This is a genomic window from Rickettsia finnyi, assembly GCF_049668125.1.
Classification (GTDB): domain Bacteria; phylum Pseudomonadota; class Alphaproteobacteria; order Rickettsiales; family Rickettsiaceae; genus Rickettsia; species Rickettsia kotlanii.
Genome location: NZ_CP187160.1, coordinates 548,313 through 563,702 on the forward strand (window position 1 = coordinate 548,313; position 15,390 = coordinate 563,702).

The window sequence follows — 15,390 nt, forward strand, 5'->3', positions numbered from 1 at the left end:
AAAGATAATATTGATCCAAAAAATAAGGAAAGCTTTTAACCATATATAGATAAGTCTAAATGTTTTATATTAGGTTATATAGCTGAAAGATCTAGTCATAGTAGGTAGGGGTAGTATTGTAGATTGATCAATAATAAAACTTCAGAAGGAAGTTAATAATAATCCTGAAGTCATTAAGAGAAAGCTGAAAGACGCGCGTGTTATAATCCTATTTAGATGACAATACGGTAGACATGTATACTTTTTTTGACTTATTTGATGAAGCTTTACCTCATGACAGTAAATTAATTGATAAGCAATATTTAGCAAAACGTAATTATTTACGTTCTAAGATGTAAAAACATAATTTTAAAGCATGTAAAATTGAGTGGTGGCATTATACACTTGCAGATAAGCCTTATAAAGATCAATATTTTAACTTTGATATAGAAAAACTATGACAGTATTAAGTCTGTACATTTAAAACCTTTTTCTAATGCCTCTACATATTTTTTAGATGAGCATCCTGATCATATCTTGGTACATATTGCTGATAAAAAATATATTTTATGTGGATTGGTTAGAGAGCTAAAATTTGTGTTTGAAGACATAAATTCATGATTTTTAATGCCGGAAGCTCAAATTGATACGGTTCATTGGAAAACTGAAACAACAAATCACTGTCTAAGTAATTTTATTATAAATTTATTTCATATAAGAGAAGTAAAAGATTTTATTGCTAATATAACTATATCTAATCTAGCAAATGCATTTACTGCACATATAATCGGTGATAATAATTATAACCTAATAAAGAATGATAGTACATATTATATGATTGAATCTAGTTGCGATAAAGATATTAGTTTATTGTCTAGAGGAACAAATGAGTGTGTTGTATTTACTTTAGGTAATGATATACGGATACTTCATTATTTAGTGCTATACATGAATGAATTGAAGGTGATAAAGAGGTAAATAGTGCTGCTCTACAAGTACTATATTTATCTATATTACAACAGCACAGTAACATTAAATATATTATATTAGGCATAAGATACATAGCTAATAAAATTAAGGTACATATAAATTCTGATTACCATGATGATAGTGATCAACATAATATATGTTTAGGTCAAATAGAGGATCAAGAGACTCTAAATAAATTAAGTATAGTAAAAGAAATTGAACATAATTCAACTGTTTTTACTATATATATAAAATTTTTACTGAATTAATGATGCAAATTCTTTTACGACGGCTTGGTAAAGTTTACGTTTAAATGGTATTATAATAGATAAGAGTTCATCAAGTGATGCCCAACGCCATTGGTTAAATTCCGGATTAGAGGTATTTATATTAATATCTTCGTTATTTCCGGTAAACCTAATTAAAAACCAGCGTTGTTTTTGTCCACGAAAATTACCGTTCCACAGTTTAGGTATTAAAAAGCTTGGTACATCATAACTATACCAGAATTTGCTTTCGGCAATAATATATCCTTTATTGCTGCCTATTTCTTCTAACATCTCACGCATTGCTGCAATACTTGGTGTTTCGCCGGGAACTATCCCACCTTGCGGCATTTGCCATGCAGATATTTTTGTATCTATTCTTTTACCGACGAATATATGGTTATCGGCATTTAATATCATCATGCCGACCCCTGGTCTATATGGTAAATCAAGATGTTTTTTGGAAGCATTGCTCATTATTTTTTTATTTTAAAAAATCAATTATAATTTTACTACTTTATTTTTACCCGTTGTTTTAGCTTCATACATAGCTTTGTCAGCACGTTCAATGAAAGATTCTATTGATTCTTCTTTTTTATATTTCGTAACTCCGATTGAAATAGTTATTTTTAAAGGTTCAATTTGATCTCCAATGTGAAAATCCATATATTCTATTTTAACTCTAACTCTCTCCGCAGTTTCAATTGCTTTAGAAATATCTATATTCGTTAAGAGTATAGTAAATTCTTCACCGCCGAATCTTGCTATTAAGTCTGTTACTCTGAGAGTATTCTTCAAAATACGGGATACAATTGTTAAAACCTTATCGCCTGCTTGATGACCGTAAGTATCGTTTACATATTTAAAATTGTCGATATCGCACATAAGTAAATATAATTTAATACTTTCTGTATTAGCTTTCTCGATCATTTGTTTAAGATGTATATCGAAATAGCGACGATTAAATAAGCCGGTTAGACCGTCTTTAGCTGCTAAATTGACACTTTGTTCAAGATCATTACGTAAATTATCTTGATATTGTTTACGTCTTAATTGTGTTCTAATTCTAGCAAGCAATTCGCTTCCCTCTATAGGATAAACGAAATAATCATTAATACCGAGTTCAACACCTTTCACAACCAAAGGTATGCCGTCTTCATCAATTTGTAAAATTATTACTACGCCGCTTATTTCTGCTTTACCTCTTAAAATAACACTGATCCTCAAAGGATCGTCATTTTCGAGCGTACTACTGATAATTACTAAATCGGGGGTATATTCATTTATAATATCTAATTCATCGGAATTACTTATTACCTTTACGGTTTGGGTAATCTTAAGTAACATTTGTTTTATATTTTTAGCTTGTACCACATCATCATTAATTAGTAATATTTTTTTATCTGCAAAAGTGTCATGCATTTCAATATTTGTTATGCCTAATAATGCATTAGTGCTATTACGAAGCTTTAACTCATCAATTAAGCTTTTCATTCTAGATAGTGATTTAAGTCTTACAAATAGAGCAGTATCGTTAATCGGCTTTGTTAAAAACTCATCAGCTCCTGCTTCAAGACCTTTAACTCGATCATCAATATCGGAAAGTGCAGTTACCATTACAACCGGTATATGAGTAGTTTCCGGATCGGTTTTTATCGTTTTACATACCTCAAATCCATCCATTTCCGGCATCATAACATCAAGTAGTATAATATCAATTTGTCTCTTTTTAAGCATTGCTAGTGCTTCTTTGCCGCTATTTGCAGTAAGAACCGTATAATACTCTTTTAAAAGTTTGGCTGTTAGTAACTTAATATTGGGTTCTATATCATCTACTACTAATATTGTGGTCATAAGATTAAATTCTTGTTTTTAAAGGAAATAATTTGTATATTTATACTTTAATTTTAAGTCTTAAATGTATGATATATGAAAATTTCAGCAAATTCAATTAGAACAGGTAACATATTAGTTTATAATAATGATTTATGGGTTGTCAGCAAAACACCGGAACATACTCAACCCGGGAAAGGTGGAGCTTATGTACAAGTTGAGATGAAAAATTTAAAAACAGGGACAAAGCGTAACGAAAGATTCAGTTCTTCCGATTATTTAGAAAAAGCCGGACTTGAACAAAAAGATTATCAATTTTTATATTTTGAAGGTGATGATTTGGTATTAATGGATACCAAACATTTTGATCAAATAAATATTCCCAAGGAAATGTTAGAAGAAAAATTATCTTTCTTAACTGAAAATATGATTGTTAAAGTCGAATTTTATAATGACAAGCCTTTAAATATTGAGCTTCCTCCAACTGTTATACTTGAAATTAGTGAAACTGATCCAGTAATAAAAGGAGCAACCGCTACCGCTTCTTATAAACCAGCAATTTTAGAAAATGGTATTAAAGTTAAGGTCCCGCAATATTTAGAAATAGGAGAAAAAATTGTTGTTAAAACTGATGATATGACGTATGTCGAGCGAGCGAAGTAAGCTGTTTTATTGAACTATGGATGTCATTCCAGCGAAGGTATTGCCCGTGTGTGGATACCACCCCGTCATTGCAAGCAGCTGTAGGCTGCGTGGCAATCTCATCAAATATCCTGAGATTGCTTGGTCAAAACTTACAGTTTTCCCTCGCAATGACAACTTTCAGCATCCACTCAGGCAATGCTTTTAGTTAGGAATGGTATCGATTTTTTAAAGCCATACTACATAATTTCTAAAACTAATATCTTAAATTAAAATATCAAATGCAACCTATAACTAATTTATTAATTAATGCCCTGCGTAAAGCTGTTAAGTTTTTGCATAGAGATTTTTTAGAACTTGAAATGCTACAAAAAAATTCTGTAAGAAATGAAGAATTTTGTAAGCGATCTTATTTAAAATTAAAAACTTTATTATGTGAAGAATTACAAAAACATACACAATATTTATTTTTTCCGGAGGATAAATTCGATTTAAATAATAATTATGAGAGTGTTTTTTTAATTAATCCTATAGATAGCCCAAATAATTTCACCAGAAGCATACCTTTTTTTGCGATATCCGTAACTTATTTAAAAAGGAATCAAGACGTTTTAACTCCTAATTCTACAGTAATATATTTTCCTGCTCTTAATGAAATTTATTATGCTGAAAAAGGTAAGGGAGCTTGGATAGAAAAAAATAATTTAAACTCTAATTATCAAGGATTAAGACTTAGAGTTTCCGATAATACCGATTTAAAAAACTGTTTAGCAATTATTGAAGATGTAAATCATAATGATTTGGAGGAGATAGAGGTAGAGAATATTAGATCTTTTGGTTCTCCTTGCTATGGGGCTATGCTTGTAGCATCAGGTAAAGCGGATTTAATATGTGTATCATTATTGAATTTTACATTATATTATGCATTTGAGCTTTTTATTAAGGAAGCAGGCGGGATAATTATAGATTCTAGCGATAAATTTCTATATTCAAATCGTTATATTGCTAAAAAACTTAAGAAATATTAGACAAGAAATTATTTTAGATTTGCATTTTTATTGTTATAATAATATTAATATAATTATTAATTCATAAAGTTATGGCACATTATAAAGAGTTTGAGTTTGACTGCGATTTTAGTGGACAAAGAGCCAAGTTTAAGTTTTATATAGGTACGCCTCAAGAAGGGCATCATCCGCTACAATTTCAAGCAAAATGGTTATCTGAAGAAAGAGGCGGTACTATTCCTGATGATGTTATGAAAGCAATATCACAGCTAAATGATCTTGCTAAAAAAAACGGTGTCCCACTCCCGGATTTATGCGTATATGCTCTTGGTTCTGCGCAAGAAGCCCAAGCTACCTTTCAAGACGAAGATAAAAACGAGAGTGAGCACCAAGAGGATCAAGCAGAGCAGGCATAGTTAAAAATAATAAGGAGATTCATAGAGATTAAAATGAAACAATATAATGATTTATTTAAAATTATTCACCGCGAAGGATATATATTTATTGCTAGCTTTGCATTAGTAAGTTTTTTATTAGCATCATTTAATGAAAAACTTGGCGGTATTGGATGTATTGCTACTGTTTGGTGTATTTATTTTTTCCGTAATCCTGATCGCTTTGTGCCTATAAGTGATGATCTGGTAATAAGTCCTGCAGATGGAATAATTCAAGAAATTAAGGAAGCATTGCCGCCCCAGGAATTAGGGCTTGGTGATGTGGAAATGATTAGAGTGAGTATTTTTCTAAATATTTTTAATGTCCATGTTAATAGAATCCCGGCAAACGGAAAAATTTTAGCACTTCATTATAATCCAGGAAAATTTTTTAATGCTTCACTCGATAAAGCTAGTATTTATAATGAGCGTCAATCAGTATTAATGGAAACTGCTCAAGGTCAGAAAATTGTTTTTGTTCAAATAGCCGGACTGATAGCAAGGCGTATAGTTTGTGATTTAGAAGAGGGTAATGAAGTTAAAATGGGCGAGCAATACGGTATAATTCGTTTCGGTAGCAGAGTAGATGTTTATCTACCGTTGAAAACAGCTTTATTAGTGAGTAAAGGGCAGACTACTATAGGCGGTGAAACTATCATTGCTGATTTTGGACGTAAAAAGACAACAGAATTTAAGTTTGAGAGGAAGTAGCCTCATAACTTTAAAACCGTCATTGCGAGTAGTTGTAGGCATGGCTTGTTTATGTCATTCCCGCGTAGGCGGGAATCCAGTGAAACGTATAAAAAACTTGTTTTTTATACGTTTATTTTATCAAATATATAATTTTGTACCAATTAAGATTATTTTTTTCTGGATTCCTGCTTTCGCAGGAATGAGACATTGACAGCCGTGCAACCACACTGTTTTTTCCTTGCAATGATGTTATAAATACATTTTGAGTATACAAATGTTAAAAATTCGTAAATCTATAATAACTAAGCCTGTACCTCTAATAAAATTAATTCCCAACTTTATTACGTTGCTTGGTTTAGTAACCGGTATGAGCTCTATAAAATTTGCTTTGGATAGCAGATGGGAACTTGCGGTATATTGCATTATAATAGCGGCAATTATTGACGGTATTGACGGTAGAATAGCAAGGATGCTAAATGCAGTTAGCCCATTTGGTGCAGAGCTTGATTCATTATGCGATTTTGCTAATTTCGGTATAGCTCCTGCCTATCTGATATATTTATGGTCTTTTCAACAATATGAGTATAAGGTATTTTCATCAGCGGTAATGTTATTATTTATAGTGTGTATGGCACTACGTTTAGCTCGCTTTAACGTTGGTATTTATCAACCGAAACAAGATACAAAAACTGACTATTTTTTTACCGGTGTACCTGCCCCATGCGGTGCTTTACTTGCTTTAACGCCTGTAATGATAGATTTTGAAATCGGTACGTTATTAAATATCAATACCCGTACTCACACTATAACAATTAATATGTATTTGGCTATTATAGCTTTTCTACTTGCTAGTAGGCTTCCTACAATCTCAACAAAAAATTTGAGTATTAAACCTGAATATTTATCGCTTGCAATGATTTTAGTTGCTATTGTTATTATAAATCTTATCTTATATCCATGGTATTCACTACCATTAATTGCAGTGATATATATTCTTTCTATACCAATTTGTTATTTTTTTAAACATAGAGGGTATTGGTAAAGTTAATTATGTCGAGTGTATTACAACAAGCTATCGACAAATATAAACATCATCTATTTACTAAATATGTAATTGTTATAGCCTTAATCATATTTATTTATTTGGGATATAGAATTTATGTTTGGGCAAATACACAATCCACGGATAATGCTTACATAGATGCAGATATTTCAAATGTTAGTGCTGAAGTTAGTGGTGTTTTAACAAAGTTATTTGTTACCGATAATACTAAAGTGAATAAAGGCGATCTGATAGGTGAAATTGACGATAGAGATTATAAGGCAAAGCTTGCAGCACTTGAAGCATCTATTGAAGCTTGCATAAAAAATATAGAAATTATAGAGCAAAAAATCTCAATAGGGCAGATTAGCCTAGAGCAAGCAGCTGAAAAATTAAAGTTTAATAAAATACGCTTTGATATTGTTGCAACAGATTTTATGAGAGTGCAGGAATTAAATAAGGCAAAATTTGCTAGTTCTAAAAGGTTAGATGATTCTAAAAACGCATATCAAAAAGCCAAAACGGATTATAAACAAGCACAGTTAGATTTAGATATATCTAAGCAACATTTACAGCTTCTTGAGCTTGAAAAAGCAGTAGAACAGGAAAAACTTAAAGAGCTAACAGAAAATAAAAAAGTAGCCTTAAGGAGCTTACAAAATACTAAACTTATTGCTATGGTACCAGGTATATTCGGTAATAGTAGTTTAGAAGTCGGAAATTACATAGTACCGGGTAGGGCGTTGTTTTCTATAGTTCAAGATAATACTATGTATATTCAGGCTAATTTTAAAGAAACACAAATTCAGAAATTTAAGTCCGGCATGAAAGTCAAAATTGAATTTGATGCTTTGCCTAAAAAGGTAATTTACGGGAAGATTCGTAATATTGCTCCTGCTACCGGCTCTAAATTTAGCTTAATCCCACCAGATCATGCTACCGGTAATTTTACTAAAAGCGTGCAACGTGTACCTGTTTTAATAGATTTTGAATCCCCAAATGCTAATCTAGTTCCTGGCATGTCAGCAATCGTATCCATTAGAACGGATCAAAGTACGTAATTTTTGTTAAAAAATAGCAATAATTATTCTATTAAAAGTACATATTCTAGTATTATTTACTGATTACTGAAAAAGCTATATAATTATAAGTAATACCAAAAGTAATAATTAATATGCAAAGATATTTAGATCCCACTAATGATAGTGTATTTAAAAAAATCTTTCGTGATTTAGAGAGGTTCAAGGAATTTATCAATGCAGTTCTTGAACTACCTGAGGGGCTGAGAATTAAAGCAATAGAATTTATACCTGTAGAGCAAGTACCGCTCGATAAAGGGAACAAAAAGCATATTTGATTTAAAGGTTAAAGATGAAGCCGGTATCTGGTATATAATCGAGATGCACAAAAGAAATGAAAGCGATTACTTAAAAAGAGCGCAATATTATTCTGCTCATTCTTACGTACAGCAACTTACACAAGGAATAAAGCATAAAGATTTATTACCGGTAATAGTTATTTCACTTATTAAGACTAAAATGTTTGATGATGAAGTACCTTGTATAAGTCTTCATAAAATGCTTGAAACTAAAACAAATAAGCAATATTTATTTGATTTTTCCTATGTACGGAAAACAGCCCACCTGCAAATATAAAGAGCAAGAAAGTATTAGATGTATACAATATAATAGAAATGCATAACCTCACCGCCGAAGAATATGATGCCTATATAAGAACGAAATTAATGGAAGATGCCGAAGAAATAGCTTTAGAAGAAAAGTGTGAAAAAGGAAAAGCTGAAAGAAGCATAGCAATAGCAAAGAACTTGTTACTTAAAGATATAGATGTCAATATAATAGCAGATTTAACAGGGCTAACTATAGAAGAAATAGAAGAGCTAAAAGCAAAAATAGAAAATTCTGAAACTAGTTGATTAGTTATTTGCTCTTTAACTCTGCTAATTCTTTCTTGAGTTTTATTACTAAAGTTTGTAATTTTTCAAATTCTTCGCGAGTGACGTAATTACCTTTAAGTATTTTATCCTCAATTATGCCACAGCTTTTATCCGTTATACTATTTAAGACTTTTTGTGCTACGCTGCTAGCTCCAACGGCTACTTTTAAAATATTATTTGTTTTCATAGTACCTCTATCGATAAAGCATGCAAGCCGCTATTAAATTCATCGGCAAGTAAGTTATTAATAGTGCGATGATTGGCAATTAGGCTTCCCCTCTGTAATGTTTCTGCAGAAATTCTTATTTTTATATGGCTGTGAATTCCGTTATAATGACTAGCATGTTTATAGCTTTCATCTATTATTTCTTGAAAATGTGGTTTTAACACACTTAATTTTTCTTGTATCCTTTCTATGCGGCTCATATTTTTATTTCATTTACAGTAAAAATGTCCTAATATTCTTAAGTATATAATTTTATGATACACATGGCAATGTCGGAATTAATAACGGATTATAAAGATTTACAAGATGCGATAGATAAATTGGAAAAAGGCGTATGTTTTGCTTGCAGATTAGTTAATTATGATGAAATAGAATTTATAGAGCAGGGTAAGCATTTTATAATTGAAGATTTAGATCAAATCATTGTAGATGTAAGCAAAGAACTTAATATTTTTTCAAAGTTTAAGAAAATAAAGAAAGATAGAATATTATTTATCCTAAATACTACTGATTCTGACTTAATTAAACATTTTGCTAGAAAATTATATTTATTTTTGCAGCTTTATATTAATGAACAGAAGCCGGCAATTTATATGAATTGTTATATTGCTAATATTAAATTTCCAAAAGTAAGTAATAATGCTAAAGAAATTGAAAAAACATTAAATATGTTACTTTCACAAAATAATAATTATTATTACCGTGAATATAGCAGTACAGAACATGATTTGGAAAATATAAGAAAATCTAATCTTCAGCTTAACTTACTACGACAAGCCTTAGCAAAAAAGACTATGCGATTTGCTTATCAGCCTATAATAGATCGCAATACTATGAAGATTCATTATTATGAATGTCTGCTTCGTATACCTGACGAGAACGGTGTTTATATTTCCGTAGGTCCTATAATCCCTATTGCTGAAAATAAAGGATTAATTTTTATAATTGATCAAATTGTTTTAGAAATGACTGTTAATGAACTTGCCTGCAACCCAAACTTAATGTTAGCTGTTAATATTTCAAATATAGGAACAGGCGATGAAGCTTTATGGGAAATAGCAGAAAACTTATTAAAAGCTCATAATGTTCGGGATCGTTTAATTATTGAAATTACGGAAACTTCTTTCAATGAGCGTTACGATAAAATAACTTTATTTATTAATAAACTACGTAAGTACGGATGTAAATTTGCATTAGACGATTTTGGTGCTGGTTTTACTTCTTTTAAACAACTTCAAAGTTTACCAATTGATATTATCAAAATTGACGGTAAATATGTGCGTAGTATTACAAGTGATGTACAAAGTAGGTATTTTGTAGAAAGATTAATTAAAATTTCAGAAGATTTAGGTATTGAAACGGTAGCTGAATTCGTAGAAAACGGAGAAATAGCTAAATTTTTAATTGATCTAAAAGTCGGTGGGCTACAAGGAAACTTCTATTCCGAAGCAAAATTTGATAGGGTGGATGAGGTTTAATGATTGTCATACTGAACCGGTTTTGTCGCATGGCTCTTGAAAAAGACTCCGATGTTATGCCGTGACTTGACCACGGTATCCATAAAAATAACTTTTAATATCAATGATTTTAATATTTTAAACTGGATACCGCGATCAAGTCGCGGTATGACACAGTTAGTGCTTGACAATGTTACTTAAAACCTATATGCAGAACTCAATTTTAAATGATGAAACTTAAATGCTGTTACTTGAATTAAAAAAAACTAATCAAACCTTAGAAACTATACATTTTATAGGTATCGGTGGCGTTGGCATGAGCGGTATTGCCGAGATATTACATAATCTAGGTTATAAAGTACAAGGTTCCGATTTAGTAGAAAATTATAATACTAAAAGGCTTGAGTCATACGGCATTAAAATATTTTTAGGACACGCCGAGCAGAACATTACCAATGTGTCGTATGTTGTTATTTCATCGGCAATTAATCCAAAGAATCCTGAAATAAAAGAAGCTTTGGAGCGTAAAATTCCAATTATTAGACGTGCGGACATGCTTGCTGAACTTATGAGATTAAAATGTTCAGTAGCAGTTTCGGGATCGCACGGTAAAACCACTACTACTTCTTTAGTTGCTTGTTTATTTGAGGCAGCCGGTTTATGTCCTACGGTTATTAACGGTGGGATCATAAATAATAAATCGACTAATGCATATCTTGGTTCAAGTAATTATTTAATTGCGGAGGCCGATGAATCGGATGCAACGTTTATTCATATTCCATCAACTATTGCGATAATAACTAACATTGATCCTGAACATTTAGATTATTATAAAGATTTTGAAACATTAATTGGTGCTTTTAGAAGCTTTATTACTAATTTGCCATTTTACGGTTTTGCTGTTTGTTGTATCGATCATAAAATAGTTCGTAAGTTAGTAGACGATATTACTGAAAGGAAGATTGTTACTTATGGCATCGATTCGGAAGATGCTCATATTATAGCGTTTAATATTAACACTGATATTGCCTCCTCTACTTTTGACGTAAAAATTAGTCTACCAAATGTACTAGGTACAACGATTATTGAAAAAATTACTATTCCAACGCCCGGAAGACATAATATTTTAAATAGTCTTGCTGCAATTGCCGTTGGGATAGAATTAGATTTCGGTATTAAAGCTATTAAAAATGGTTTTAATAATTTTAAAGGAGTGAAGAGGAGATTTACTAAAGTAGCTGAATATAATAAGGCTTCAATTATCGATGATTACGCTCATCACCCTGAGGAAATCAAAGCAACGCTTGCGACGGCTAAAAATATAGCAAATAAACAAAACGGTAAAGTTATTGCTATTTTTCAGCCTCACAGATATTCAAGAATGCAGTATTTATTTGATGATTTTATGTTTTGCTTTGCTGATGCCGATATACTCTATATTACTGATATATATGCTGCAGGTGAAAACCCTATAGAGGGAATTACAGGACAAAGTTTAGTTGATAAGATTACTAAGAATAAACATCACGATAAAGTAAATTTTCTAGCAGAGCTAGATGATGTGGTTGGAGTTATTGTAGATAATGCAGCTTCCGGTGATATGATAATTATGATGGGAGCAGGTAATATTTCAAGTTTTGCTAATAAATTAGATGGGAGATTGTCATCCTGTGGCTTTAGCTGTCATACCGTGGTTTGACCGGTCTTGTTGCATAGCTCTTATGTCATCCCCGCGAAAGCGGGAATCCAGTTTTATAAATTATATAAAAATTTAGTATACAATTTTCTTTGTTTTTATAATTTTTTTCTGGATTCCCGCTTTCGCGGGAATGACATCTGTTCGTGTAACATAGGGTCAAGCGCACTAGGGGACAAAAGAGTGAAGATAACAGTAAAGCGAATGGCAGGACTAAATATGTTAATTTTACCGATAGTAAAAGGTGAGTATAAAAAAGATTATAATTTAAAACACTTAACATGGTTTAAAGTAGGCGGTAATGCTGAAATTTTCTTTAAACCTTTAGATAGCGAAGATTTAAAAAGTTTCTTAATACAAAATAAGCAAAAATTACCTATAAAGACTTTTGGAGCAGGCTCAAATATTATTATAAGAGACGGTGGCATAGAAGGGGTTGTTATAAAACTTGGTCAGAATTTTAGCAATATTGAGTTTATAGATAATCATTTAATAGTAGGTAGCAGCTGCCTTAATTATAATTTAGCAAAATTTTGTCAAGCAAATGCTATTGCCGGTTTTGAGTTTTTAGTAGGTATTCCAGGGACTATCGGCGGCGGTGTTGCTATGAATGCTGGTGCTTACGGCTCTGAATTTAAAGATATTGTAGTGCAGATTGAAGCGATTGACTTTGCAGGAAACTTTTTAACATTCACAAATGAAGAAATCGGTTTTAAATATCGTAGTAATAATTTACCAAAGAATTTAATTATTCTCAAAGCTGTTTTTAAAATAAATCAAGGCGATAGTGAAAATATATTATTACGTATGAATGAAATAAATAATGCAAGATCATCTACACAGCCTATTAAAGAGTGTACTGGCGGTAGTACTTTTGCAAATCCTGAAGGGCGTAAATCTTGGGAACTTATTGACAAAGCGGGGCTTAGAGGCTATAGAATAGGCGGTGCTTCGATGTCAGAACTTCATTGTAATTTTATGATAAATAACGGTGATGCTACAGCTAAGGATTTAGAAGATTTAGGTGATTTTGTTCGGCAGAAAGTATTTGAAGATAGCGGGGTTAAGTTAGAGTGGGAGATTAAGAGAATCGGACGTCATCCCTAATTAAAAATGGTGTTGTTGCAGCTAGTTTTATGTCATGCCCGTGAAGGCGGGAATCCAGTAAAACATATAAAAAACAAATTTTTTATATGTTTATTTTATAATATGTAACTTCTATATCAATGTTGAAGTTATTTTTCTAGATCCCCGCCTACGCGGGGATGACATCGAGTAGGTTTTTCGAGCTATGCAACAAGGTTGCTTTTAGTTAGGAATTACAATGGATTTAATAAGCAAGGAAAAAACATGCATAAATATCAAACACATTGGGTAGAACACTCTATAGTCAAAATGTTAAGTAGTACCGGTAAAAAGCATATAGCATTAATGGCGGGCGGTATGTCTGCTGAGCGTGAAGTATCGTTAGTGTCAAGCGAAGGAGTTAGTAAAGCTTTAATTGAATTAGGATATAGAGTTACCTTTATTGATATGGGAGCGGATATTGCAGTTAGATTACAAGAAATAAAACCTGATATCGTTTTTAATTGCCTGCATGGTACATATGGTGAAGACGGTTGTTTACCAGGATTACTTAATATAATGCGGATTCCTTATACTCATAGTGGCGTGTTATCTTCAGCTTTAGCATTCGATAAAATACATGCTAGGAGCTGGTTTTTAACGAATAATATTAATATGGCAGAAAGCATTGTTGTAAATAAAAGCGATAATATAAAAAATGATCCTATGAAACGACCATACGTTATTAAGCCTCTTAAGCAAGGCTCAAGTATTGGTGTTGAGGTGATATTTGCAGAAGATGATTTTAACTTTGCCGATTATGATTTTCCTTACGGTGATCAGGTAATAATAGAACAATATATAAAAGGGCTAGAATTGCAAGTAGCGCTATTAAACGGCAAAGCTCTTGGAGCTTTAGAGATTAAATTACTAAAGAATCGTTTTTATGATTATGAAACTAAATATATCGAAGGATTTGCTGATCATCTTTGTCCTGCTCCGCTACCTGCTAATTTATATGAGAAATTACTTATAGAATCAGAAAAAATTTATAAAACAATGAATTGTAAAGGTCCTGCTAGAGCAGAGTTTATTTTAGAAGAGCAGACAAACAAGTTATATGCTTTGGAGATAAATACTCACCCAGGTATGACGCCTTTATCAATAGTGCCGGAAATTGCAGCTTATGTAGGGATAAATTTTACTAACTTAATTGCAGAAATTATAAAGACGGCAAGCTTTGAATCATGAGAAAAAAAACAAGCTCCAATAAAAAAAAACAAACAAAAAAAACTAATAATATCTCATTACGCCGAAAATTAGGACTAATTTACAAAAAAGCAATATTAGGGCTTAAGATTGTTTTAATTATCTTTATATGTCTATTTGTTTTTACAAAATATTTTGCCGGCATAAAAACCTACTTAACAACAAATATATACAAAACAACAACAAAACTTGGGTTTAAACTTGAGAATGTTATTATTGAAGGACAGCAAAATGTCGATGAGTCTACAATATTAAAGGTTTTAAATGCGAATAAGGGCAGTCCTATTTTTGCTCTTAAATTAGACGAAATTAGAAATAATTTAAAGAAAAATAAATGGATCAAGGAAGTATATGTCAGTAGAAGATTACCAAATACGGTATATATAAAATTATTTGAAAGAGAACCTATTGCTATTTGGCAAATTAATAATCAGCTTTTCTTAGTCGATGAAGAAGGTTACAAAATTAGTAAAAATATTCAACCTTTTTCTCATTTATTACATGTTGTAGGAGAAGGGGCGAATATCTATGCAGGTACATTAGTATTAGAGCTGCAGAAATATCCGGCATTAATGAATAAAACTTCAGCTGCTGTAAGACTCGGAGATAGAAGGTGGGATTTAAATCTTAAAGGTAATATAAGTATTAAGTTACCTGAAAAAGAGTTTGAAGAAGCATTAAAATATGTCGATGCACTAAATAAAGCTAACAAGCTATTTAACCAAAATTATAAGATTTTGGATTTAAGGGATAAGAATAAGTATTATATAGAGAAGTATTGAGAATCGTCATTGTGAAGAGAAACGTAGTTTCGATGTGGCACTCTTGTCAAGCATTCTGAGATTGCTTTGTCGCATT

19 protein-coding genes and 1 pseudogene are annotated in these 15,390 nt (G+C 31.5%); 16 read left to right on the plus strand and 4 right to left on the minus strand.

Translation table 11 applies throughout. The features are described from left to right. Positions 1-233 precede the first annotated feature (233 nt). Together ACPKKV_RS02995 and ACPKKV_RS03000 are read left to right on the plus strand one after the other, a co-directional pair. Positions 234-335, plus strand: a pseudogene (locus ACPKKV_RS02995) (peptidase M15); the annotation flags it as partial. A gap of 271 nt (positions 336-606) precedes the next feature. Then, positions 607-957, plus strand: a complete 351-nt coding sequence (locus tag ACPKKV_RS03000) for a hypothetical protein (protein WP_392506121.1) — start codon at positions 607-609, stop codon at positions 955-957. A 248-nt stretch (positions 958-1,205) separates the two neighbouring features. Here ACPKKV_RS03000 and ACPKKV_RS03005 read toward each other — a convergent pair whose 3' ends face one another. Together ACPKKV_RS03005 and ACPKKV_RS03010 are read right to left on the minus strand one after the other, a co-directional pair. Further along, entirely contained in the window at positions 1,206-1,691 is a 486-nt protein-coding gene (locus ACPKKV_RS03005) for an RNA pyrophosphohydrolase (protein ID WP_392506122.1), read from the minus strand. 24 nt (positions 1,692-1,715) lie between these two features. Then, positions 1,716-3,068 carry a PleD family two-component system response regulator gene (locus ACPKKV_RS03010; protein WP_392506123.1) on the minus strand — a complete coding sequence of 451 codons (1,353 nt, stop codon included), beginning with the start codon at positions 3,066-3,068 and terminating at the stop codon, positions 1,716-1,718. 75 nt (positions 3,069-3,143) lie between these two features. Here ACPKKV_RS03010 and efp point away from each other — a divergent pair, with 75 nt between their 5' ends. The 9 genes from efp (at position 3,144) to ACPKKV_RS03055 (ending at position 8,798) form a co-directional block, all read left to right on the plus strand. Then, positions 3,144-3,710: an elongation factor P gene (gene efp, locus ACPKKV_RS03015; protein ID WP_392506124.1), complete on the plus strand. Its 567-nt coding sequence runs from the start codon at positions 3,144-3,146 to the stop codon at positions 3,708-3,710. A 260-nt stretch (positions 3,711-3,970) separates the two neighbouring features. Beyond that, positions 3,971-4,717, plus strand: a complete 747-nt coding sequence (locus tag ACPKKV_RS03020; protein WP_392506125.1) for an inositol monophosphatase family protein — start codon at positions 3,971-3,973, stop codon at positions 4,715-4,717. 71 nt (positions 4,718-4,788) lie between these two features. After that, positions 4,789-5,112: a DUF2610 domain-containing protein gene (locus ACPKKV_RS03025; RefSeq protein WP_392506126.1), complete on the plus strand. Its 324-nt coding sequence runs from the start codon at positions 4,789-4,791 to the stop codon at positions 5,110-5,112. A gap of 33 nt (positions 5,113-5,145) precedes the next feature. Further along, entirely contained in the window at positions 5,146-5,841 is a 696-nt protein-coding gene (locus ACPKKV_RS03030; RefSeq protein ID WP_392506127.1) for a phosphatidylserine decarboxylase, read from the plus strand. Positions 5,842-6,097: 256 nt separating this feature from the next. Next, positions 6,098-6,865, plus strand: a complete 768-nt coding sequence (gene pssA, locus ACPKKV_RS03035) for a CDP-diacylglycerol--serine O-phosphatidyltransferase (protein ID WP_392506128.1) — start codon at positions 6,098-6,100, stop codon at positions 6,863-6,865. A gap of 8 nt (positions 6,866-6,873) precedes the next feature. Then, positions 6,874-7,926, plus strand: a complete 1,053-nt coding sequence (locus tag ACPKKV_RS03040; RefSeq protein ID WP_392506129.1) for an HlyD family secretion protein — start codon at positions 6,874-6,876, stop codon at positions 7,924-7,926. Between the two features lie 113 nt (positions 7,927-8,039). Then, positions 8,040-8,222 (plus strand): hypothetical protein, encoded by a 183-nt coding sequence (locus ACPKKV_RS03045; protein WP_392506130.1) that lies wholly within the window; start codon positions 8,040-8,042, stop codon positions 8,220-8,222. Between the two features lie 34 nt (positions 8,223-8,256). Then, entirely contained in the window at positions 8,257-8,520 is a 264-nt protein-coding gene (locus tag ACPKKV_RS03050) for a PD-(D/E)XK nuclease family transposase (RefSeq protein ID WP_392506934.1), read from the plus strand. A gap of 38 nt (positions 8,521-8,558) precedes the next feature. Continuing rightward, entirely contained in the window at positions 8,559-8,798 is a 240-nt protein-coding gene (locus ACPKKV_RS03055) for a hypothetical protein (protein ID WP_392506131.1), read from the plus strand. 4 nt (positions 8,799-8,802) lie between these two features. Here ACPKKV_RS03055 and ACPKKV_RS03060 read toward each other — a convergent pair whose 3' ends face one another. Together ACPKKV_RS03060 and ACPKKV_RS03065 are read right to left on the minus strand one after the other, a co-directional pair. After that, a complete protein-coding gene (locus ACPKKV_RS03060) occupies positions 8,803-9,006 on the minus strand; it encodes a coiled-coil domain-containing protein (protein ID WP_392506132.1) in 204 nt (67 codons plus the stop codon). Further along, the gene (locus tag ACPKKV_RS03065) at positions 9,003-9,245 is read right to left on the minus strand and encodes a BolA family protein (protein WP_392506133.1); all 243 of its coding nucleotides are present in this window, start codon (positions 9,243-9,245) and stop codon (positions 9,003-9,005) included. The genes ACPKKV_RS03060 and ACPKKV_RS03065 overlap by 4 nt, the downstream gene beginning before the upstream one ends. Before the next feature lie 54 nt (positions 9,246-9,299). Between ACPKKV_RS03065 and ACPKKV_RS03070 the strand changes: the two genes are divergently transcribed. The 5 genes from ACPKKV_RS03070 to ACPKKV_RS03090 all read left to right on the plus strand — a co-directional run bounded on the left by ACPKKV_RS03070 (position 9,300) and on the right by ACPKKV_RS03090 (position 15,314). Continuing rightward, positions 9,300-10,523 (plus strand): EAL domain-containing protein, encoded by a 1,224-nt coding sequence (locus ACPKKV_RS03070; protein ID WP_392506134.1) that lies wholly within the window; start codon positions 9,300-9,302, stop codon positions 10,521-10,523. Positions 10,524-10,743: 220 nt separating this feature from the next. Then, a complete protein-coding gene (murC, locus tag ACPKKV_RS03075) occupies positions 10,744-12,201 on the plus strand; it encodes a UDP-N-acetylmuramate--L-alanine ligase (RefSeq protein ID WP_392506135.1) in 1,458 nt (485 codons plus the stop codon). 216 nt (positions 12,202-12,417) lie between these two features. Beyond that, the gene (gene murB, locus ACPKKV_RS03080; RefSeq protein WP_392506935.1) at positions 12,418-13,305 is read left to right on the plus strand and encodes a UDP-N-acetylmuramate dehydrogenase; all 888 of its coding nucleotides are present in this window, start codon (positions 12,418-12,420) and stop codon (positions 13,303-13,305) included. Positions 13,306-13,548: 243 nt separating this feature from the next. Then, the gene (locus tag ACPKKV_RS03085) at positions 13,549-14,514 is read left to right on the plus strand and encodes a D-alanine--D-alanine ligase (protein WP_392506136.1); all 966 of its coding nucleotides are present in this window, start codon (positions 13,549-13,551) and stop codon (positions 14,512-14,514) included. Next, positions 14,511-15,314, plus strand: a complete 804-nt coding sequence (locus ACPKKV_RS03090) for a cell division protein FtsQ/DivIB (protein WP_392506137.1) — start codon at positions 14,511-14,513, stop codon at positions 15,312-15,314. Before ACPKKV_RS03085 ends, ACPKKV_RS03090 begins: the two co-directional genes overlap by 4 nt. Positions 15,315-15,390 lie beyond the last annotated feature (76 nt).